The sequence below is a fragment of the Streptomyces sp. NPDC059002 genome, assembly GCF_042740435.1.
GTDB lineage: Bacteria > Actinomycetota > Actinomycetes > Streptomycetales > Streptomycetaceae > Streptomyces.
Genome location: NZ_JBHYJI010000088.1, coordinates 1 through 19,817, shown reverse-complemented (window position 1 = coordinate 19,817; position 19,817 = coordinate 1). Strand labels below are relative to the sequence as shown.

Here is a 19,817-nt window from a genome sequence, read left to right as displayed (position 1 = left end):
CGGGACGGGACGGGGCAGGAGCAGGCGGTGGACGTGGCGGGGTACGGGGGCGTGGACGTGGGGCGCGGCGCGGGCGGGGACAATGGAGCCGTGCGCTACCGCGTTCTCGGTACGACCCAGGCCCTGCGCCCCGACGGCACCACCCTGCCGGTCGGCGGCGCCCGCCTGCGCGCCCTCCTGACGGTGCTCGCCCTGCACGCGGGCCGCACCGTGTCCGCTCCGGTGCTGGTCGACGGCGTCTGGGCCGCCGACCCGCCCGCCGACGCGACGGGCGCCCTGCAAGCCCTTGCGGGCCGGCTCCGCAGGGCCCTCGGCGCGGACGCCGTCGCCTCGGCGGACGGCGGCTACCGGCTGTGCGTGGACCCCGACGACGTGGACGTGTTCCGCTTCGAGCGGCTTGTGACCGAGGGCAGCGGGGCGCTGGCGGACGGCGACGCGGTCAAGGCGGCTGCCGTCCTGGGCGACGCGCTCGCCCTGTGGACCGGTGAAGCCCTCCCCGACCTGCCCGAACGCGCCGCGGACGCCGCGCGCCTGCAGGCCCGCCACCTCGACGCCCAGCGTGCGAGGGCGACGGCGCTGCTCCGCCTCGGCGCGGCCGAGCAGGCGCTGCCCGAGCTGACCGCGCTGTGCGACGGCCATCCGCTGGACGAGCCGCTCCAGGCGCTGCGGCTGCGCGCGCTGCGCGACGCGGGCCGCCCGGCCGAGGCGCTCGCCGCGTACGAGGGCATACGCCGGGCCCTCGCCGACCGCCTCGGGACGGACCCCGGACCGGAACTCCGCGCCCTGCACCAGGACTTGCTGCACGGCGACACCCCCGCGGGGGCGGGCACACTCCCCGCCGGACCCGCACCCGCCGGGCCCAGGACCGCCCCGCGCAGGCCCGGCAACCTGCGCGCCCGGCTGACCTCCTTCGTCGGCAGGGAGAGCGACATCGGGGAGATCAGGGGCGATCTCGGGCGGGCCAGGCTCGTGACGCTGCTCGGGCCCGGCGGGGCAGGGAAGACGCGCCTCTCGCAGGAGGCCGCCGAGGGCATGGCGGGGGAGCTGCCCGACGGCGTGTGGCTGGCCGAACTCGCGCCGGTCGACGATCCGGCCGCCGTGCCGGAGGCCGTGCTCACCGCGCTCGGCGCCCGCGAGACCGTGCTGCGCGGCGCGGGCGCCGAGGAGATGCGGGTCCTGTCGGAGCGGCACGGCGAGGACCCCGTCGTACGCCTCGTGGAGCACTGCGCCGACCGCCGGATGCTGATCATCCTCGACAACTGCGAGCACGTCATCGAGGCCGCGGCCCGCCTCGCCGACGAACTCCTCGCCCGCTGCCCGCAGTTGACGGTCCTCGCGACGAGCCGCGAACCCCTCGGCGTACCCGGCGAGCTGCTGCGCCCCGTCGAGCCGCTGCCCGAACCGGTGGCGCTGCGGCTGCTCGCCGAGCGCGGGGCCGCCGCGAAGCCGGGGTTCGGCGTCGACGACGACCTGCCCGCCGCCGCCGAGATCTGCCGCCGCCTGGACGGTCTGCCGCTCGCCATCGAACTGGCCGCCGCCCGGCTGCGGATGCTCACCCTGCGCCAGATAGCCGACCGCCTCGACGACCGCTTCCGCCTGCTCACCAGCGGCGCCCGCACGGTGCTGCCCCGCCAGCAGACCCTGCGCGCCGTCGTCGACTGGTCCTGGGACCTGCTCGACGAGGCCGAACGCGCCGTCCTGCGACGGCTCTCGGTGTTCGCGGGCGGCTGCGACCTCGCGGCGGCCGAGGCGGTCTGCGCGGCCGCCGGCACCGCCCACGACGTCGCGGAGCCGCTCGGCTCCCTCGTCGACAAGTCCCTTGTCATCGCCGCCCCTTCGCCGGTGTCCGACGCGGGCATGCGCTACCGCCTTCTTGAGACCGTCGCCGAGTACGCGGGCGAGCGGCTCGACGAGGCGGGGGACCGGGCCCGCACGGAACGGGCGCACCTCGTGCACTACCGCGAGGTCGCCAGGACCACCGACCCCGAGCTGCGCGGCCACGGACAGTTCGCCGCCGTCGAACGCCTGGAGACCGAGTACGAGAATCTGCGCACCGCCCTGCGGCACGCCGTGGCCGCCCGCGACGAACACGAGGCGCTCTGCCTCGTCCTGTCCCTGGCCTGGTACTGGCAGATACGCGGTCTGCGCCTGGAGACCCGGCACTGGGTGCGCGAGGTCATCGCGCTCGGCCCCGATCCCTTCGCCCCGCCCGTCGCCCCCGCGCCCCCGCTGCACGAGCCGTGCACGGCGACGCCCCCGCCGATGGCCCCCGACATCCTCGAAGAGGCGCGCCGCGGCGCACACCTGCTCCATCTCTCCTGCATGGACATGGACATCGAGGAATGGCAGACGGCGGAGGCCGAGGAACGGGTGCGCGGCATCAGGGACGTGTACCGCCCCGGACTTCCGCAGACCTGCCGCACGCCGGGCAACCTGTGGTTCTTCGCCGTGATGCTCGGCGGCGACGTGGACCTGCTGCGCGCCACCCTCGACGAGACCGTCAACGCCTGCCGTGCGTACGGCTACGAATGGGAACTCGCGGGCGCCCTGCAGATGCGCGCCAACATCCTCGCCAACCGCGGCGACTGGGCGGGCGACGCGAGCCACGACGCGGACGAGGCCCTGCGCGGCTTCCAGCGGCTCGGCGACGTATGGGGCACCGCGGAGGCGCTCTCGGCGCGCGGCGAATCGTACGAGAAACGCGGCGAACTCGCCCGCGCCGCCGAGGACTTCAAGGCGGCCGCGGAGCACGCCGAACAGCTCGGCGCCCAGGCGCAGGTCGCCGTCCTGCGGGCCCGCCTCGGCTCGACCCTGATGGAACTGGACGAGTTCGAGCGGGGCGAGGCGCTGCTGCGGGAGGTCCTGGCCAACAGCGGCCGCGCGTCCACCGGCGAGGCGGTGCCCGCCGCCCGGCTCTTCCTGGCCAACGGGCTCGGCCGCATCGGACGCATCGCCGAGGCGCGCGAACAACTCGCGCTGCTGCGCGCGGAGTTCAGCGTGGTTGGCTACGCCGTCTTCGACGGATTCGTGCTCGGCATCGAGGGCTGGCTCGACACCCTGGACGGGCGCCCCGCCGACTGTCTCGCCCGGACGCCCGAGGCCTTGCTGAAGGTCAGCGATTCGCTGGCGCTGATGGTCGCCCCGCAGGGCGTCTCCGTCCAGCTGCGGATCGCCGCCCACGCACTGGCCGCGCTGGACGGCGGCAGCCGGGCCGGGGACGCCGCGCGGATCATGGCGGTCGCCGACCGCGAACTGCCGCCGGGCCACTACTCGAACGCGTCCGAGCGGCACATCTGGGACGCCGCCGAAAGCCTCGCCCGCGCCGCGCTCGGCGACGAACGGTACGAGGCGGCGTACGCACAGGGCGGTGACCTCACCGTCGGCGAGGCCACCGCCCTGTGCACCCCGCACACCGGCTGATCAGCTCTTCGTGCGGAACTTGTGGATCGCGATGGGCGCCATCACCAGGGTGAGCGCCACCGACCAGCCGACCGTCACCCACACGTCGTGGGCGACCGGGCCGCCGACCATCAGACCGCGCGCGGAGTCCGCGAGCGAGGACAGCGGGTTGTAGTCGGTGAAGCCCTGCAGCCAGCCCGGCATCGACTGCGTCGGCGCGAAGATCGACGAACCGAACTGCAGCGGCATCAGGACCAGGAAGCCCATCGCCTGCACGGACTGGGCGCTCTTCATCACAACACCGAGCACCAGGAAGATCCACATGATGGATGTGCCGAAGAGCGCGGTGAGGCCGATGGTGGCGAGCAGACCGAGCCAGTTGGTGATGTCGAAGCCCACCAGCACACCGACGATCATCATGATCGTCGTCGCGATGAGCAGCCGCATCAGCTCCACCACGATCTTGGCGAACAGGACCGAGCCCTGGCCGATCGGCAGCGTGCGGAAGCGGTCCATCACACCGGTCTGGAAGTCCTGGTTGAAGCCGGTGCCGACGGCCATGGCGATGTTCATGCTCATCATCGCCATCATGCCCGGGACCACGTACTGCACGTACTGGTCCTGACCGCCGCCCAGCGACTGGCCGATGGAGCCGCCGAAGACGTACACGAACAGGAGCGTGAAGATGATCGGCATCATGACCGCGTCGAACATCAGCTCCGGGTCCCGGCGGATCCACAGCAGATTGCGGTGCACCAGGGCGCCGGTGTGGCGCACATGGGCGCGCAGCCCGATGCGGGCGTCGGCCTGACCCTTCACGAGGGGGGCCGTGACAGTGGTGGCGCTCATACGGCGACCTCCTCGAGTTCGGTGGGACGCGCGTCCTGCGGAGCACTGGCCTTCTGGCCGGTGATCGACAGGAACACCTCGTCCAGGCTGGGCAGTTCGGTGGATATCGAGCCGATCGTGATGCCGCGCGCGGTGACCGCGCCGACCACGGCCGTCAGCTGCTCGTCGCTGAGGATCGGCACCAGGACCGTGCCGGACTCGGCGTCCACGGTGGACGTGGCGATGCCCGTGAGACCCAGGTCGTCGAGCGCGTTCGCCAGCGGGCGCAGCTCCAGCGGGTCGGCCGGGCGGACCCGCAGGGTGCGGCCGCCGACCTTCGCCTTCAGCTCGTCGATGCCGCCGTTCGCGATGACCTTGCCGCGGTCGATCACGGTCAGCTCGGAGGCCAGCTGCTCGGCCTCCTCCATGTACTGGGTGGTGAGCAGCACGGTCACACCGTCCGAGACCATGCGCTTGACCTCTCCCCACACCTCGTTGCGGGTACGGGGGTCGAGACCGGTCGTCGGCTCGTCCAGATACAGGACGGCCGGGCTGCCGATCATCGACGCCGCGAGGTCGAGACGGCGGCGCATGCCGCCGGAGTACGTGTTCGCCGGGCGCTTGGCCGCTTCCGTCAGCGAGAACCGCTCCAGCAGGCCGTCCGCCCGGGACCTGGCCTCCTTGCGGGGCAGGTCGAGCAGCCGCCCGATCATGTACAGGTTCTCCCGGCCGGAGAGCTTCTCGTCCACCGATGCGTACTGGCCGGTCAGGCCTATCACCCGGCGCAGCTGCCGGGGCTGGCTCAGTACGTCGTACCCGGCGACGAACGCCGTGCCCGAGTCCGGGGTGATGAGAGTGGACAGGCAGCGTACGAGGGTCGTCTTGCCGGCGCCGTTGGGCCCGAGCACGCCGAGGACGGTGCCCTCGCGCACGTCGAGGTCCACGCCGTCCAGTGCCTTGGTCTCGCCGTAGTGCTTGACCAGTCCCCTTACGGTGACGGCACTCGCTGCGCCGCCGGGGTTCTTGTCGATTCGCGTCATGCGGACCAAGGTGCCATCCCCCACCGACAAACCACCGACAGCCTGCCGACAGGGGTCGTCGCCGGGGGCGCGGGTGGGTCTTCTGTGGGGGTGGGCTGTCTCCCGCCTGCGGGCCGGAGGGGGCGGTCCTGTCCCGCCGCTCCGCGGCGGATCATTCCCACCCGCCCACCCAATCTCCGCACCGAGGGGTGGGGGCTGCCTGGGCCCGTCGGGCGCCCCCCTAGCCGCCCCGCCGCGGCCCCCCGGGAAATCCCGCCCGGTGCCGGGTAATCGGGTGGGTGGGTGGGTGGGTGGGGGTGATTCCGCCGCGGAGCGGCGGGACAGGGGGGGGCGACGGCCGACAGCCCGTCGACGGGGGAATCGACGGGCTGTCAGTGGTGCCGCGATGGTCTCGGGTGGGCGGCGCCCGGTCATGGTCCAGGCGCCGCCCAGGCCTCAGTGGACGGCGTGTTCCGGTGCGGGGAACGCCCCGCCCACCACGTCCTCGGCGAACGCCTTCGCCGCGTCGGACATGACGCCGCGCAGATCGGCGTACTGCTTGACGAAGCGCGGCATCTTTCCGCCGGTGAGGCCGAGCATGTCGGTCCAGACGAGGACCTGCGCGTCGCACGCGGCGCCCGCCCCGATGCCGACGGTCGGGATGTGCAGGGAGCGGGTGACCTCGGCGGCGAGTTCCTCGGGGACGAGTTCGAGGACGACCGCGAAGGCGCCCGCGTCCTGCGCGGCCTTGGCGTCGTGGAGGAGCCGGTGGGCGGCCTCGTCGCCGCGGCCCTGTACGCGGTAGCCCATGGTGTTCACGGACTGCGGGGTGAGGCCGAGGTGGGACATGACGGGGATGCCGGACTGGACGAGCAACTCGGTCTGGGCCAGGGAGCGTTCGCCGCCCTCCAGCTTGACCGCGCCGACGCCCGCGTCCTTCACCAGGCGGGTGGCCGAGCGGAGCGCCTGGACGGGTCCTTCCTGGTAGGAGCCGAACGGCAGGTCGCCGACGATCAGGGCGCGCGATGTGCCCCGTACGACCGCGGCGGACAGCATGGTCATCTCGTCGAGGGTGACGGGCACGGTGGTCTCGTACCCGAGGTGGCAGTTGCCCGCGGAGTCGCCGACGAGCATGACGGGGATGCCCGCCTCGTCGAAGACGGATGCGGTCATCGCGTCGTAGGCGGTGAGCATGGGCCACTTCTCGCCGCGCTCCTTGGCGGCGGTGATGTCGCGCACGGTGATGCGCCGGGTGCCCTTGCCGCCGTACAGCGCCTTGCTGCTGTCGGGGCTCTGGGGGGCGTCGGCGCTCTTCTGGGCAGCCGAAAGCTGCGTCATCGCAACGGCTCCTTCTGTCATCTCGAGGCGCCCTGACGGCGTCCCCGGATCCCTTCCATGGTGGCATCACGTACCGCTCCGGGGCTAGTGCGTCCGCCGGTAAGCCGGGCCACTCCCGCGTACGGCCCGAGGGCGGGCCATGTCCTCGTACGGGCCGAGTAAAGTCTTTCCAATACGAGACGGTATCGTATCGAAATGGTTCTAGGCTGGACGTCATGTCAACTCCCGCCGTACCCGCTCCACCCCGCATACCCGAGGCCGTCCACCGGCGTCGCTGGGTGATCCTCGGGGTGCTGATGCTCAGCCTGCTGATCGTGGTGCTCGACAACTCGATCCTGAACGTCGCCATCAAGACGATCTCGACCCCGGAACCCACCGGCCTCGGCGCCACCCAGGGCGAGATCGAATGGGCCATCAACGCCTACACGCTCGTCTTCGCGGGCCTCCTGTTCACCGCGGGACTGCTCGGCGACCGGCTCGGCCGCAAGAAGGTCCTGCTCGGCGGCCTCGTCGTCTTCGGCGTCGGCTCGGCGCTCGCCGCGGCGTCCGGATCGCCCCTCCAGCTCATCGCGTTCCGCGCGCTGATGGGGCTCGGTGCGGCCTTCGTGATGCCCGCCACCCTCGCCATCCTGATGAACGTCTTCGAACGCGAGGAGCAGCCCAAGGCCATCGGCATCTGGGCGGGCGGCGTCGGCCTCGCCATCGCGATCGGCCCCATCACCGGCGGTGTGCTGCTCGACCACTTCTGGTGGGGCTCGGTCTTCCTCATCAACGTACCGATCGTGCTGATCGCGTTCGCGCTGATGATGTGGCTGGTGCCCGACTCCCGCGACCCCAGGCCGGGCCGCATCGACCTGGTCGGCGTCGCGCTCTCCGTCGTCGGTCTCGTCCTGCTCGTCTACGGCATCATCAAGGGCGGCCAGCTCGCCGACTTCACCGACCCGGCCGTCCTCGCCACCGCTGGTGCGGGCCTCGTCGTACTCATCGGCTTCGTGCTGTACGAGAAGCGCAGCGACCACCCGTCCATCGACATCTCGTACTTCAAGAACCGGATCTTCTCCGCGGCGATCAGCGCCATCGCGCTCGTCTTCTTCGCGCTGATGGGCGTGACCTTCTTCTCGGTCTTCTACACGCAGAGCGTGCGCGGCTACTCGCCGCTGCAGACCGGTCTGCTGCTGCTGCCGCTCGCCGCCGCCCAGCTGATCTTCGCGCCGCGCACCCGGCTCGTCGTCGACCGCTTCGGCGTCCGTGCCGTGTGCACCGGCGGGCTGCTCCTGGTGATGGCGACCCTGGCGTCCTTCGCCTTCCTGGAGGCCGATACGCCGATCTGGATCCTGGAGGTCATCTTCTTCCTGATGGGCGCGGGCATGGCGCACATCATGACCCCGACCAGCGTCGTCATCATGCAGGCCCTGCCGCGCGAGAAGGCCGGCTCCGCGTCCGCGCTCAGCAACACCTTCCGGCAGGTCGGCGGCGCCCTCGGCATCGCGGTCCTCGGCTCGGTGCTCTCCACGGCGTACCGCAACGGCGTCGAGGACAAGCTGGTCCTGCTGCCCGCGGGGGCCCGGCACGCCGCGGGCGAGTCCATCGAGGCGACGCTCGGCGTCGCGGCCAGGCTCGGCCCCCGCGGCGAGCCCCTGGTGAGCGCCGCCAACGACTCCTTCCTGCACGCCATGCACGTCACCGCGCTGTGCGGCGCGGGCGTCGCACTGATCGGCTCGGTGATCGTCTTCCTGTTCCTGCCGGGGCGTACGCCCAAGCCCGAGACGGCGGAGGAGAAGCCCGAGCCGGTGGGCGCCGCGGGGCGCTGAGGGAGAATCGGCCCGGCAGGCCCCGCTGAGAGACGGAGATGACGTGGTCCACACCGCCAAGGCAGCACACGCCACCAAGGGTGTCCGGGGGCGCCCCAGGAGTGAGGCCGTGGAGCAGGCGATCATCGAGGGCGTGGTGCGGCTCCTGGAGGACGGGGTGCCGCTGACGGAGCTGTCCATCGAGCGGATCGCCCGCACCGCGGGCGTCGGCAAGGCCACCATCTACCGGCGCTGGGACGGCAAGGAGGCGCTCTTCGTCGACGTCCTGCGCGTCTTCGAGGAGCAGGACCCCGAACTGCCGGGCACCTCGATGCGCGACGACATGGTCCTCCTCCTGGAGAGCCTGCGCAGACGCGGCCTCAACATGCGCTCGTCGGCCCTGCTGCACAACGTCTTCGCGCAGATGAAGGCCCTGCCCAAGCTGTGGGACGCCTATCACGCCACGGTCATCGACCCCCGCCGCCGCACCATGGTCGAGGTGCTGCGGCGGGGCGCCGCCAACGGCGAGCTGCGCGCGGACGTCGACATCGAGATGGCCAACGACCTGTTCGTCGGGCCCATGCTGCTGCGCACCGTGATGCGCCCCGACGCGCCGCTCGACGACGACCTCGCGGAACAGATCGTCGACAGCGTCCTCGAAGGGCTGCGACCGCAGGCGCGGCGGTGAGCGGCGCGCCCTGAGCCGCTGGTCCGGAGTTGTGCGCATTTCGTCACAGAGACCGCTCGCGCCGGGCCCGTCAGGAACCCGCCGAGCCGCCTTGTTCGTCCTCGTGCCAGTACGGCCGTCGCGGACGGCAGGGACGCACCCGATCATCGCCTAGGGTTTCAGGGGCGGGGCAGACGGTGTGCACGGCAGGCAGTGAGGCGACGAGAGCATGGCGCAGGCGTATATGACGGAGACGGGCAGCGACGGCTCGGGGCCCGAGCGTCCGGGGTCCCGGTTCCGGCGCCTGATCGACGGCTGGCGCGGCGATCCCGGCATCTGGCGGCGCGGCCTCGTCACCGCGGGGGCCGCGATCCTGCTCGCCCTGGTGATGCTCTTCCACGCGCAGATCCCGAACAACATCGGCAACCTCGGCAGCCTGACCGAGACCTTCCTGCCCTGGCTCGGCGTCTTCGTCCCGGTGCTGATCGTCATCGGCCTGGTGCGCAAGTCCGCGACCGCCCTGATCGCGGTGCTGCTGCCCGCGGTCATCTGGGTCAACCAGTTCGGCGGCCTGATCACCGACAAGTCCGGCACCGGCGGCGATCTGACCGTGGCCACGCACAACGTGAACGCGGAGAACACCGACCCGACCGGCACGGCCCAGGACGTCGCCGCGTCCGGCGCCGACGTCATCGCCCTCGAGGAACTCACCGCGGACGCCGTCCCGACGTACGAGAAGGCGCTGGCGGGCACCTACAAGTACCACTCGGTCAAGGGCACGGTCGGCCTGTGGAGCAAGTACCCGCTGACCGACACCAAGCCCGTGGACATCAAGCTGGGCTGGGTCCGCGCGCTGCGGGCGACGGTCAACACCCCCAAGGGCGAGGTCGCCGTCTACGTGGCGCACCTGCCCTCGGTCCGCGTGAAGCTCGACGCGGGCTTCACCGCCAACCAGCGCGACGACAGCGCCGACGCGCTCGGTGAGGCCATCGCCGACGAGAAGCTCGGCAAGGTCATCCTGCTCGGCGACCTCAACGGCACGATGAACGACCGCGCGCTGAACGCCGTCACCGCGCAGATGCGGTCCACGCAGGGCGCGGCGGGCAACGGGTTCGGCTTCAGCTGGCCCGCGTCGTTCCCGATGGCGCGCATCGACCAGATCATGGTCAAGGGCGTCGAGCCGGTCTCCTCCTGGACGCTGCCGGAGACGAACAGCGACCATCTGCCGATCGCGGCGCGGGTCGAGCTCTCCGAGTAGCGCGCCGCCGAGGGCGTCGCGAGCCCACGGAATACCTGGCGCGGGGGGCTTTGTTCCGTACGTAAACTTATGGATTCCCCCTGCTTCCGTGGAAGGTACCTCCCCATGCCTCTGGCCCTGCTCGCCCTCGCCGTGGGCGCCTTCGGCATCGGCACGACCGAGTTCGTGATGATGGGCCTGCTGCCCAATGTCGCGGACGACCTGCACATATCCATCCCGACCGCGGGACACCTCGTCTCCGCGTACGCGCTCGGCGTCGTCATCGGCGCCCCGCTGCTCGCCGCCGTCACCGCGAAGCTGCCGCGCCGCCGCGTGCTGATCGGCCTGATGGTGCTGTTCGTCGCGGGCAACGCCCTGTCGGCCGCCGCGCCCGACTACCACTGGCTGATGGCCGCCCGCTTCCTCAGCGGACTGCCGCACGGCGCCTTCTTCGGCGTCGGCGCCGTCGTCGCCACCGGGCTCGTCGCCCCGGAGCGCAAGGCCCGCTCGGTGTCCCTGATGTTCCTCGGCCTCACCGTCGCCAACATCGTCGGCGTGCCCGTCGCCACGGCGATGGGGCAGCAGCTCGGCTGGCGCGCCACGTTCCTCGCGGTCAGCGCGATCGGCATCGCCGCCATCGCCGCGCTCGCCCTGCTGGTCCCCGCCGACCACGGTCACGGCGACGCGGTCGGCCTGCGCGGCGAACTGCGGGCGCTCGGCAGCGTCCCGGTCTGGCTCGCGCTCGGTACGACGGTCGCGGGCTTCGGCGCACTGTTCGCCGCGTACAGCTACATCACGCCGATGCTCACGGACGCGGCGGGCTACGCGGAGTCCAGCGTCACGCTGCTGCTCGCCCTCTTCGGCGTCGGCGCCACCGCGGGCAACCTCCTCGGCGGCCGCCTCGCGGACCACTCCCTGCGGGGCACGCTCTTCGGCGGTCTGACCGCGCTGGCCGTCGTCCTCGCGTTCTTCCCGCTCCTGATGAGCGCCGGCTGGAGCGCGGCGCTCGCCGTGGTGCTGCTCGGCATGGCGGCGTTCACCACCGGATCGCCCCTGCAGCTGATGGTCATGGAGAAGGCGGCCGCGGCCCCCTCGCTCGCCTCGTCCGCGAACCAGGCGGCGTTCAACCTCGCCAACGCGGGCGGCGCCTGGATCGGCGGCCTCGCCCTCGCGGCGGGCTTCGGCGTCACGTCCCCCGCGGTGACGGGCGCGCTGCTCGCGGTGCTCGGTCTCGCGGTGGCGGGCGCGGCGTATCTGGTGGACCTCCGCTCGCCGGTGGCGGCGGGCGGGGAACGCCTGGTGGCGGCGGGCACTCCCGTCCGGGAGCCGTCCCGCCACCACTGAGCGGGCCGGGGTCAGCCCGTCGCCGACTCGCGCCAGCGGTTGGTGATCGGCAGGCGGCGGTCCTTGCCGAAGCCCTTCGCGGAGATCTTCGTGCCCGGCGGGTACTGCCTGCGCTTGTACTCGGCGGTGTCGACCATCCGCAGGGTCTTGACCACGAGATCCCGGTCGTAGCCCGCGGCCACGATCGCGTCGGCGCTCCGGTCCCGGTCGACGTAGAGCTCCAGGATGCCGTCCAGGACGGGGTAGTCGGGCAGCGAGTCCGTGTCGACCTGGTCGGGCCGCAGCTCCGCGCTCGGCGGCTTGCTGATGGAGTTCTCCGGGATCGGCGGGGTGTGCCCGCGCTCCTCGGCCGCGCGGTTGCGCCAGCGGGCGAGCCGGAAGATCGAGGACTTGTAGACGTCCTTGATCGGTCCGTACGCCCCTACGGAGTCGCCGTAGAGCGTCGAATACCCCACCGCGAGCTCGGACTTGTTGCCCGGCGCGAGCACGATGTGCCCCTCCTGGTTGGAGAGCGCCATCAGCATCGTGCCGCGCAGCCGTGACTGGAGGTTCTCCTCGGCGAGGCCGGTCAGACCGAGCGAGCCCATGTACGCGTCGAACATCGGGGCGATCGGCACGGTGCGGAGATTCAGCCCGGTGCGCCGCGCAAGCTCCTCCGCGTCGCCGATCGAGTGCTCGGACGAGTAGCGGGACGGCATGGCGACGCCGTACACGTGCGGTGCGCCGAGGGCGTCGCAGGCGATGGCGGCGGTGAGCGCGGAGTCGATGCCGCCGGAGAGGCCGATGAGGACGCTGCTGAACCCGTTCTTCGCGGCGTACGCGCGCAGCCCCACGACCAGCGCGGAGTAGACCTCCTCGTCGTCGTCGAGCCGCTCGGCGTACCCGCCGGTGAGCTCCGCCTCGTACGCGGGCAGCGGCTCGGCGGAGACGGTGACGTGCTCGATGCGCAGACCGTCGTCGACGACCCCCGAGGGGGCCTCGCCCGCGGCGGGCAGCTCCAGGTCGAGCACCACGCAGCCCTCGGCGAACTGCGGCGCGCGCGCGATGACTTCGCCGTCCTTGTCGACGACGATCGAGTCGCCGTCGAAGACCAGCTCGTCCTGGCCGCCGATCATCGCGAGGTAGGCGGTGGTGCAGCCGGCCTCCTGGGCGCGCTTGCGCACCAGCTCCAGGCGCTGGTCGTCCTTGTTCTGCTCGTACGGCGAGGCGTTGATGGAGAGCAGCAGGCCCGCGCCCGCCGTACGGGTCGCGGGGACGCGGCCGCCGTCCTGCCAGAGGTCCTCGCAGATGGCGAGGGCGACGTCGACGCCGTGCACCCGCACGATCGGCAGGGTCTCGCCCGGCACGAAGTAGCGGAACTCGTCGAAGACGCCGTAGTTGGGCAGGTGGTGCTTGGAGTACGTCAGCGCGACCTCGCCGCGGTGCAGCACGGCGCCCGCGTTGCGCGGCGCCCCCGCGGGCTGGCCGAAGCGGGGCTTGGCCTCGTCGGTGCGGTCGAGATAGCCGACGACGACGGGCAGTTCCCCGAAGCCCTCCTCGTCGAGCCGCCCGGCGAGCGCGTGCAGCGCCTCCCGCGAGGCCTGGACGAAGGACGGGCGCAGGGCGAGGTCCTCGACGGGGTACCCGGTGAGTGCCATCTCGGGGAACGCGACGAGATGCGCTCCCTGCTCGGCGGAGTGCCGGGTCCAGCGGACGATCGCCTCGGCGTTCCCGGCGAGATCGCCGACGGTCGAGTCGATCTGATTCAGGGCGAGGCGTAGTTGAGGCACGGGGCCAGTCTAATCGTCAAACCGACGCGATGTCCTGCCTGCGGTGGGCGGTGACCTTGGTCCCGGGGGCCGGGGACCTTTGCGGGAGTGCGGGGCAGGGCGGCGATGCCATGCTTTATGGGCTGCTTATGTCCCGCTTCCACCCGGTTCGCGGGGCCCGTGCCGCGTCGTCGCAGCGCGATGTGTCCCACCGCAGCTTCCCCCTCCCCGGGCCGTGCCGGCCTGACCTGCCCCCTTGGGCCGCATCGGCCCGTACGTCTTCAAGGAGTCATGCCCGCATGAGCAACCACCAGCCGCAGTGGGGCCAGTCCGCACCGTCGCCGCAGCAGCCGCAGTGGGGCGCGCCGATGCCCCCGCAGGAGCCGCAGCGCAAGAAGAACTGGTTCGCGCGGCACAAGGTCCTCACGGCGTTCCTCTCGGTGGTGGCGGTCATCGTGATCGCCGCGGCGGCGGGCGCGGGCAAGGACTCCGGCAAGGGGGCGTCGGAGGCGAAGGCCGAGACCAAGGCGGAGGCGAAGGCCGGGACCAAGGCCGAGACCAAGGCGGGGAGCAAGGCCGCGCCCGCGGGCGGGCACGAGGACAGCGCGGCTTCCGGTGAATCGCAGGATGCTCCGGCGCAGGAGGCCCCCGAGCCCGCCGCCAAGCCCGTCACGCTCTCCGGCCAGGGCAAGAAGGTCACCAAGAAGGTCGAACTGTCCGGTGACTACGTCGCCGAGATGACGGTCAAGGGCAACAACGGTGCGTTCGGCGCGGGCCAGGACAACTTCATCGTCACCGGCCACGGCCCCGGCATCGAGGGCGGCTGGCTGGACGAGTCCGGCATGGCCAACGAGATCACCGGGAGTGGCAGTTACGAGAAGGCGCTCACCGGCCTCGACGGCACGTACTACTTCGAGGTCCAGGCGTCGGGCTCCTGGACGATCACACTCACCCCCAACGACTGACCCGGCCCTGGTCCTGGCCGCCCCGCCCCGCCCCGCCCCGAGTGAGCGGGGCGGGGCGGCCTTGCGCGAGCGGCGCGGCTACTTGCGGTAGCCGAGGACCGTCATCATGCCTGCCTCCGCGTGGTAGACGTTGTGGCAGTGGATCATCCACAGGCCCGGGTTGTCGGCGTCGAAGTCCACGGTCAGCGTGCCGTTCGGCAGGACGATCGCGGTGTCCTTGCGGGGGCCGCCGGGCACGTTCGCCAGGGCGAAGGTGTGGCCGTGCAGGTGCACCGGGTGCCACATCGACGTGGAGTTGGCGAAGACCAGGCGGACCCGCTCGCCCGCGCGCAGCGGACGGCGCTGCCCGGGGGAGTACGGCTTCTTGTCGAAGGCCCAGTCGTACTTCGCCATGCCGCCCGTCAGTTGGAGCCTGATCGTGCGGTCCGGCTTGCGGGCGGACAGCGCGACGGACTCGTGCGACCTCAGCTTGTCCGCCGTCAGGAGGCGGCCCTTCAGCTCCTCGGGCCGGACCGACGCGGCCGGTGCGGCCCCGCCGCCCGTGCGGAGCACCGCGAGCGCCGCCGCCTTCTTGCCCTCGGCCACGGCGGTCAGCGGGAAGGCGCCGTCGCCCGCGGTGACCAGGACGTCGTACCGCTCGCCCATGCCGAGCAGCAGCGCGTCCGTCTTCGCGTGCTCCACGGGGAAGCCGTCCGTGTGCGTCACCGTCATCTCGTGGCCGCCGAGCGCCACGCGGAAGGCCGTGTCCCCGCCCGCGTTGATGATGCGCAGGCGGATGCGGTCGCCGGGACGGGCACGGAACTGCGAAGGCGCCTTCGCCGTACGGCCGTTGATCAGGTAGTGCGGGTAGGCGACGTCGCCCGCGTCGCCCCCGAGCAGGTCGCTCTTGGCGCCCATCATCATCCGGGAGGGCCCCGAAGGCTTCGGCGACGGTGCGGTCCGGGCCGCGGTGTAGGACATGTTCGACATGTCGTGGCCGCCGCCGTGGTCCATGCCGCCCGAGCCGTCGCCCTCGCCGCCCATGTCGTGGCCGCCCATGCCCTTGCTGAGCTCGGCGAGCACGCCGTCCGGCGTGGAGCCGTCCACCCCGTCGACCCAGTCGTCGAGGACGACCACCCACTCCTTGTCGTACTTCAGGGGCTCCTTCGGGTCCTCGACGATCAGCGGCGCGTAGAGGCCGCGGTCCTGCTGGGTGCCGGAGTGCGGGTGGAACCAGTACGTCCCCGGGTGCGGCACCGCGAAGCGGTAGGTGAAGTCCGCGCCGGGCTTGATGTCCTTCTGGGTGAGGCCGGGCACGCCGTCCATGTCGTTGCGCAGGGAGATGCCGTGCCAGTGCAGGGACGTGGCCTGGGGGAGGTGGTTGGCGAGGGTGAGCGCGAGGGTGTCGCCCGCGGTGACCCGGACTTCCTTGCCGGGCAGGCGGTCCCCGTACGCCCACGTCCTGACCTGGGGGCCGCCCAGGTCGAGCTTGGCCTCCATGGCCATGAGCCTGACCTCGCGGACCTTGCCGCCGCGGGCGCGCTTCTTCTCCGCGGCGGCGACTTCCTTGCCCGCCGGGTCGACATAGCCCTCCGGCGCCGATCCGGCGCCCTGGCCGTGACCGCCGTGGCCGCCCGAGTCCGATCCGGAGCAGGCCGTCAGGATTCCCGTCCCGGCGACGGCCGCCGCGGCGCCGAGCAGGCTCCGGCGCGTGGGGGTGTACGGAACTTTCTTACGCATGACTGAGTGACACCTCGGTGTGTGGTGCGTGCAGATGGGCGCATCCGCTGCTTCCGGTGTACCGCTCGACGCCCGTGGGTTCCCAGGGGGATGCCACGAGTTCGCGGGCAGCGCGAAGCAGCCGGTGCGCGGGCCTAAATGCGCAGCACCGAGAGGCGGGACAGCAGCGTGCGGGGCGGCGGCGGTTGCGGCCGCAGGGCGTGCAGGAGCCGCCCGGGCCCGGGGAAGCGGGCGAGGGTGCCGCCGGGCCGCAGCAGTCCGGCCCGCACCAGCAGGGCGAGGGTGAAGGCTCCGAGCACCGCGAGGCACACGGACAGCGGATCCATCGCCATTCCGTCGTGCGGCTCGGGGACGGGGGAGGCCACGCGCAGGACGCGGTCGCCGTCGCCGTCGGCGCCCCGGCCGGGGCCGTGCGCGACGGGCGCCGCCCCCATCTCGTGTGCCATCGCCGCCGACGCGCCGGTGGCCGTGGCCGCCCCGGTGGGCCCGCTCTCATGACCACCCGACGGATGACCCAACGTATGCATGGTGACGATCCCGAAGAGCAGCGCGGCGAGCAGCAGCAGCTGCCCGTGACCCGTGCGGCCCCTTGTCGTCGCCATGGGCGACACCCTACCCCCGCCGGGTATGGCGTGACGTGCGGACCCCCGCCGCTCCGACGATCATGAGCGCATGACTACGGACGAACCGGAGCAGACCGGCGCCGGCACACTCCCGGAGCCGGATCCCGCCATTCCGCGGCAGTTCATCTCCTGGGTGACGCTCGCCCTCATGACCACCGCGTCCGTGGCCAGTCTGCGGCCCTCGCCGTCGATGGCCATCTACGGGCTCGCCGCGATCTTCCTCTATCTGCTGCCCGCCGTCGTCTTCCTGCTCCCCACCGCACTGGTCGGCGCCGAGCTGGCCTCCGGGTGGTCCGGCGGCATCTACCGGTGGGTGAGCGAGGCGCTCGGCAAGCCGCTCGGGTTCGTCGCGGTGTGGTGCCAGTTCGCCATGACCATCGCGTACTACCCGAGCCTGCTCGCCTATGTGGCCTCGACGTTCGCGTACGTCGTGCATCCGAGCCTCGCCGAGAACGGCCCCTACGTAGCGATCGTCATCGTCGTCATCTACTGGACGGGGGTGTGGATCACCTCGCGCGGCACCAAGACCGTCGCCGGGCTCTCCTCCCTCGGGCTCATCATCGGAACGCTCATCCCCGGTGTCGTCCTCGTCGTCCTCGGCATCGTCTTCCTGGGACAGGGCAACCCGTCCGCCGCGCCCATGACCGCCGACCACTGGCTGCCCCCGTGGACCGGGCTCGCCAGCCTGGTCCTCATCGTCAACAACTTCCTCTCCTACGCGGGCATGGAGATGAACGGCGTCCATGTGTCGTCGCTGCGCCACCCCCGCGCCGAGTACCCGCGCTCGATCTTCCTCGCCACCGGCCTCGTCCTGCTGATCTTCATCCTTCCGGCCCTGGCCATCAGCTGGGTCATGCCGTCGGAGGAACTCAGCCTCACCGCGGGTCTGATGCAGGCGTTCCAGGCGTTCTTCGACCACTTCCACATCGGCTGGATGACGAAGATCGTCGGCGTCATGCTCGTCATGGCCGCGCTCGGCGGCATGCTCACCTGGCTCGCGGGACCCGCCAAGGGCCTGGTGACGCTCGCCCGGCAGGAGGGCTATCTGCCGCCCTTCCTGCAGAAGTTCAACAAGGCGGGCGTCCCGCAGAACATCATGATCGCGCAGGGCGTGGTCACCACCCTGATCGGCGTCCTCTACGCCTTCAGCGACGACGTCTCCAGCGCCTACTGGATGTTCTCCGTGATCACCGTGCAGATCTACCTCATCGCCTACCTGCTGATGTTCGTGGCCGTCGTGCGGCTGCGGAAGTCCCAGCCGCACGTGCCGCGCGGCTTCGTCGTCCCCGCGGTCACCCTCGTCGCGGCCGTCGGGTTCATCGCGTCGCTCGTCGCGCTCGGCATCGGCTTCGTGCCGCCCGACCAGTTCGGCAAGGGGCCGCTCTGGCGCTATCTGCTGATCGTCGGCGGCGGTCTGCTCGCGCTCGGCGTCCTGGCCCCTGCCGCCTTCCTCAAGTTCCGCAAACCCGGCTGGATCCACCCCGAACACAGGGCTGTCGATGGCGCGAAATAGCATGTGTCGACCGATGTCACCCACGACGACCGTCACGGCAGAGGCCATGTCCCCAGGCAAGCAGTCGCGCGGCACCAGGACCTCACGCGCCGTCGCGCTGCTGCTCCTCGTCGGCGCCCTCGCGTACACCACCTGGGTGTTCGAGGCGTTCCTGCCGACGGGCATCTCGCCCCTGCGGTCGTACGTCAGCGAACTCGCCGGGGAGGACCAGCCGTACGGCACGTTCTTCCGCACCGCCGACCTGTTCGGCGGCCTCTTCGTCCTCGCGGGCGCGGTCGTCGCGCTGGTGCGGCCGCCGCGCGGGGCCCTGGCCGTGACGGGCTGGGCGGGCCTCGTGCTGTTCGGCGCGGCCACGGTGGCCGACTCGCGGCTGCCGCTGAGCTGCGCGCCGACCGCCGACGCGGGCTGCGCCGCGCGGGAGCGGGCGGGCGACATCCCCTGGACGCATGCCGCGCACGCGTTCAGCAGCAGCAGCGCGGTCGTCGGGGCGCTGATCGGCATGGTGCTGCTCACCGTCGTCGCCCGCCGCCACGCCGACAGCTGGCCGCTCCTCGCACGCACCGGCCCCGTCCTCGTCGTCGTCGAACTGGCCGCCACCGGCTGGACACTGGCCGCCGTCGCCGCGTTCGACGCGGGGCACGGCACCTGGGGCCTCGGCGTCGCCCAGCGGATCCAGCTCCTGTCCATCGCGGTCTGGATCGCGGCCCTCGCCTGGTCGGTCCTGTCCTCCGCCGCGGATCCGGCGGAGCGGCGGGGGTGACGTTCGTACGCGTCGGGGGAGTGCCGCACCACGTCGAGGTGACCGGGAGCGGCCCCGTCTGCGTGCTGAGCGCCGGGCTCGGGCTCGGCTGGTTCGACTGGGACCCCGTGGTGCCGCTGCTCGCGCCGACCCGCACCGTCGTCCGCTTCGACCGCCCCGGCCTCGGACTCAGCGGCCACGCGCGCGTGGCACCCACCTTGCGCGGCGAGGCCGATCGCATCCTCCAGGTGCTCGACGCGGTGGGCCTCGGCGGACAGCGGGCCACACTGGCGGGCCACTCCCTCGCCGGCTTCCACGCCGAGGCCTTCGCCCGCCGCCACCCGGAGCGGACGGCGGGCCTCGTCCTGGTCGACTCCAGCGTGGAGGAACACCCCCGTGTCCTGCTGCCCCGCGCCCCACGGGTGGCCTGCACGCGCGCGTGCGCGACGGTGCTGTGCGCGGCCGGGGTGCCGAGGGCGGTGGGCCCTCTGCTGCGCCGTCTGCTGGCGCCCCACCCCCAGGCCTGGGTCTACGGAACCAGCCGCGTGTGGCGGGCGGCACTCATGGAGTACGCGACGTACGGCGACGTCGCCACCGAACTGTCCGCCCTGCGCCGCGCGTTCCCCCTCCCGGCCGCCCTGCCCGTGACGGTCCTCGCCGCCCACGCGGGCGGCTCCCGTCGCTGGCTGACCCGCCAGCGGCGCCTGGCCGAGGGCCTCGCAGCTACGTTCCACGTCGCGGAGCCGTCGGGCCACCTGGTCATACGGGACCGCCCCGCCGACGTCGCCGAGGCAATCCTGACAACGGGCCCCCGCTAGGGGGCGCGGGGAACGGCGCGCTCAGCCCAAGAAGAGCCGCAGTCGCGTCTGCCGGGCGACCGAGCAGACG

Annotated in this window: 15 protein-coding genes; 9 read left to right on the top strand and 6 right to left on the bottom strand. The window is 72.2% G+C overall.

The features are described 5' to 3' along the window. Window positions 1–33: 33 nt before the first annotated feature. Window positions 34–3,420, top strand: coding sequence for a BTAD domain-containing putative transcriptional regulator (locus ACFWZ2_RS40785; protein ID WP_384554762.1), 3,387 nt, complete (start codon window positions 34–36; stop codon window positions 3,418–3,420). Here the strand turns inward: ACFWZ2_RS40785 and ACFWZ2_RS40780 are convergent, their stop codons facing one another. The 3 genes from ACFWZ2_RS40780 to panB all read right to left on the bottom strand — a co-directional run bounded on the left by ACFWZ2_RS40780 (window position 3,421) and on the right by panB (window position 6,584). Then, window positions 3,421–4,248, bottom strand: coding sequence for an ABC transporter permease (locus tag ACFWZ2_RS40780; RefSeq protein ID WP_384554741.1), 828 nt, complete (start codon window positions 4,246–4,248; stop codon window positions 3,421–3,423). It lies immediately after the preceding gene. Beyond that, window positions 4,245–5,267 carry an ATP-binding cassette domain-containing protein gene (locus ACFWZ2_RS40775; RefSeq protein WP_384554739.1) on the bottom strand — a complete coding sequence of 341 codons (1,023 nt, stop codon included), beginning with the start codon at window positions 5,265–5,267 and terminating at the stop codon, window positions 4,245–4,247. The genes ACFWZ2_RS40780 and ACFWZ2_RS40775 overlap by 4 nt, the downstream gene beginning before the upstream one ends. Before the next feature lie 435 nt (window positions 5,268–5,702). Further along, window positions 5,703–6,584: a 3-methyl-2-oxobutanoate hydroxymethyltransferase gene (gene panB, locus ACFWZ2_RS40770; protein ID WP_384554737.1), complete on the bottom strand. Its 882-nt coding sequence runs from the start codon at window positions 6,582–6,584 to the stop codon at window positions 5,703–5,705. Between the two features lie 215 nt (window positions 6,585–6,799). Between panB and ACFWZ2_RS40765 the strand changes: the two genes are divergently transcribed. From ACFWZ2_RS40765 to ACFWZ2_RS40750, 4 genes are all read left to right on the top strand, one after another. Then, complete coding sequence (locus ACFWZ2_RS40765) at window positions 6,800–8,395, top strand: MFS transporter (protein WP_384554735.1); 1,596 nt, start codon at window positions 6,800–6,802, stop codon at window positions 8,393–8,395. Between the two features lie 109 nt (window positions 8,396–8,504). Next, entirely contained in the window at window positions 8,505–9,062 is a 558-nt protein-coding gene (locus ACFWZ2_RS40760) for a TetR/AcrR family transcriptional regulator (protein ID WP_384554734.1), read from the top strand. Between the two features lie 208 nt (window positions 9,063–9,270). Further along, complete coding sequence (locus tag ACFWZ2_RS40755; RefSeq protein WP_384554732.1) at window positions 9,271–10,299, top strand: endonuclease/exonuclease/phosphatase family protein; 1,029 nt, start codon at window positions 9,271–9,273, stop codon at window positions 10,297–10,299. A 105-nt stretch (window positions 10,300–10,404) separates the two neighbouring features. Beyond that, window positions 10,405–11,622, top strand: a complete 1,218-nt coding sequence (locus ACFWZ2_RS40750) for an MFS transporter (protein ID WP_384554731.1) — start codon at window positions 10,405–10,407, stop codon at window positions 11,620–11,622. An 11-nt stretch (window positions 11,623–11,633) separates the two neighbouring features. On the opposite strand, the gene ACFWZ2_RS40745 is transcribed toward ACFWZ2_RS40750, so the two are convergent. Next, window positions 11,634–13,391, bottom strand: a complete 1,758-nt coding sequence (locus ACFWZ2_RS40745) for an NAD+ synthase (RefSeq protein ID WP_384554729.1) — start codon at window positions 13,389–13,391, stop codon at window positions 11,634–11,636. A gap of 278 nt (window positions 13,392–13,669) precedes the next feature. Between ACFWZ2_RS40745 and ACFWZ2_RS40740 the strand changes: the two genes are divergently transcribed. After that, complete coding sequence (locus tag ACFWZ2_RS40740; protein WP_384554727.1) at window positions 13,670–14,335, top strand: hypothetical protein; 666 nt, start codon at window positions 13,670–13,672, stop codon at window positions 14,333–14,335. A 78-nt stretch (window positions 14,336–14,413) separates the two neighbouring features. Here the strand turns inward: ACFWZ2_RS40740 and ACFWZ2_RS40735 are convergent, their stop codons facing one another. After that, entirely contained in the window at window positions 14,414–16,054 is a 1,641-nt protein-coding gene (locus ACFWZ2_RS40735) for a multicopper oxidase family protein (RefSeq protein WP_384554726.1), read from the bottom strand. Window positions 16,055–16,188: 134 nt separating this feature from the next. Then, a complete protein-coding gene (locus ACFWZ2_RS40730; RefSeq protein ID WP_384554724.1) occupies window positions 16,189–16,656 on the bottom strand; it encodes a hypothetical protein in 468 nt (155 codons plus the stop codon). A 70-nt stretch (window positions 16,657–16,726) separates the two neighbouring features. Here ACFWZ2_RS40730 and ACFWZ2_RS40725 point away from each other — a divergent pair, with 70 nt between their 5' ends. From ACFWZ2_RS40725 to ACFWZ2_RS40715, 3 genes are read left to right on the top strand one after another with little or no spacing between them, the layout of a single operon-like run. After that, window positions 16,727–18,190: an APC family permease gene (locus ACFWZ2_RS40725; protein ID WP_384554722.1), complete on the top strand. Its 1,464-nt coding sequence runs from the start codon at window positions 16,727–16,729 to the stop codon at window positions 18,188–18,190. A gap of 13 nt (window positions 18,191–18,203) precedes the next feature. Then, window positions 18,204–18,950 carry a DUF998 domain-containing protein gene (locus ACFWZ2_RS40720; protein WP_384554720.1) on the top strand — a complete coding sequence of 249 codons (747 nt, stop codon included), beginning with the start codon at window positions 18,204–18,206 and terminating at the stop codon, window positions 18,948–18,950. Next, window positions 18,947–19,747 (top strand): alpha/beta fold hydrolase, encoded by an 801-nt coding sequence (locus ACFWZ2_RS40715; protein WP_384554718.1) that lies wholly within the window; start codon window positions 18,947–18,949, stop codon window positions 19,745–19,747. The genes ACFWZ2_RS40720 and ACFWZ2_RS40715 overlap by 4 nt, the downstream gene beginning before the upstream one ends. The last annotated feature ends 70 nt before the right edge of the window (window positions 19,748–19,817 follow it).

Excerpts from the sequence above, each read along its gene's own strand:
- ACFWZ2_RS40725 (WP_384554722.1), top strand. The coding sequence starts at position 16,727 with ATGACTACGGACGAACCGGAGCAGACCGGCGCCGGCACACTCCCGGAG.
- ACFWZ2_RS40755 (WP_384554732.1), top strand. The coding sequence starts at position 9,271 with ATGGCGCAGGCGTATATGACGGAGACGGGCAGCGACGGCTCGGGGCCC.
- ACFWZ2_RS40780 (WP_384554741.1), bottom strand. The coding sequence starts at position 4,248 with ATGAGCGCCACCACTGTCACGGCCCCCCTCGTGAAGGGTCAGGCCGAC.
- ACFWZ2_RS40740 (WP_384554727.1), top strand. The coding sequence starts at position 13,670 with ATGAGCAACCACCAGCCGCAGTGGGGCCAGTCCGCACCGTCGCCGCAG.
- ACFWZ2_RS40750 (WP_384554731.1), top strand. The coding sequence starts at position 10,405 with ATGCCTCTGGCCCTGCTCGCCCTCGCCGTGGGCGCCTTCGGCATCGGC.
- ACFWZ2_RS40765 (WP_384554735.1), top strand. The coding sequence starts at position 6,800 with ATGTCAACTCCCGCCGTACCCGCTCCACCCCGCATACCCGAGGCCGTC.
- panB (WP_384554737.1), bottom strand. The coding sequence starts at position 6,584 with ATGACGCAGCTTTCGGCTGCCCAGAAGAGCGCCGACGCCCCCCAGAGC.
- ACFWZ2_RS40735 (WP_384554726.1), bottom strand. The coding sequence starts at position 16,054 with ATGCGTAAGAAAGTTCCGTACACCCCCACGCGCCGGAGCCTGCTCGGC.
- ACFWZ2_RS40730 (WP_384554724.1), bottom strand. The coding sequence starts at position 16,656 with ATGGCGACGACAAGGGGCCGCACGGGTCACGGGCAGCTGCTGCTGCTC.
- ACFWZ2_RS40775 (WP_384554739.1), bottom strand. The coding sequence starts at position 5,267 with ATGACGCGAATCGACAAGAACCCCGGCGGCGCAGCGAGTGCCGTCACC.
- ACFWZ2_RS40720 (WP_384554720.1), top strand. The coding sequence starts at position 18,204 with ATGTCACCCACGACGACCGTCACGGCAGAGGCCATGTCCCCAGGCAAG.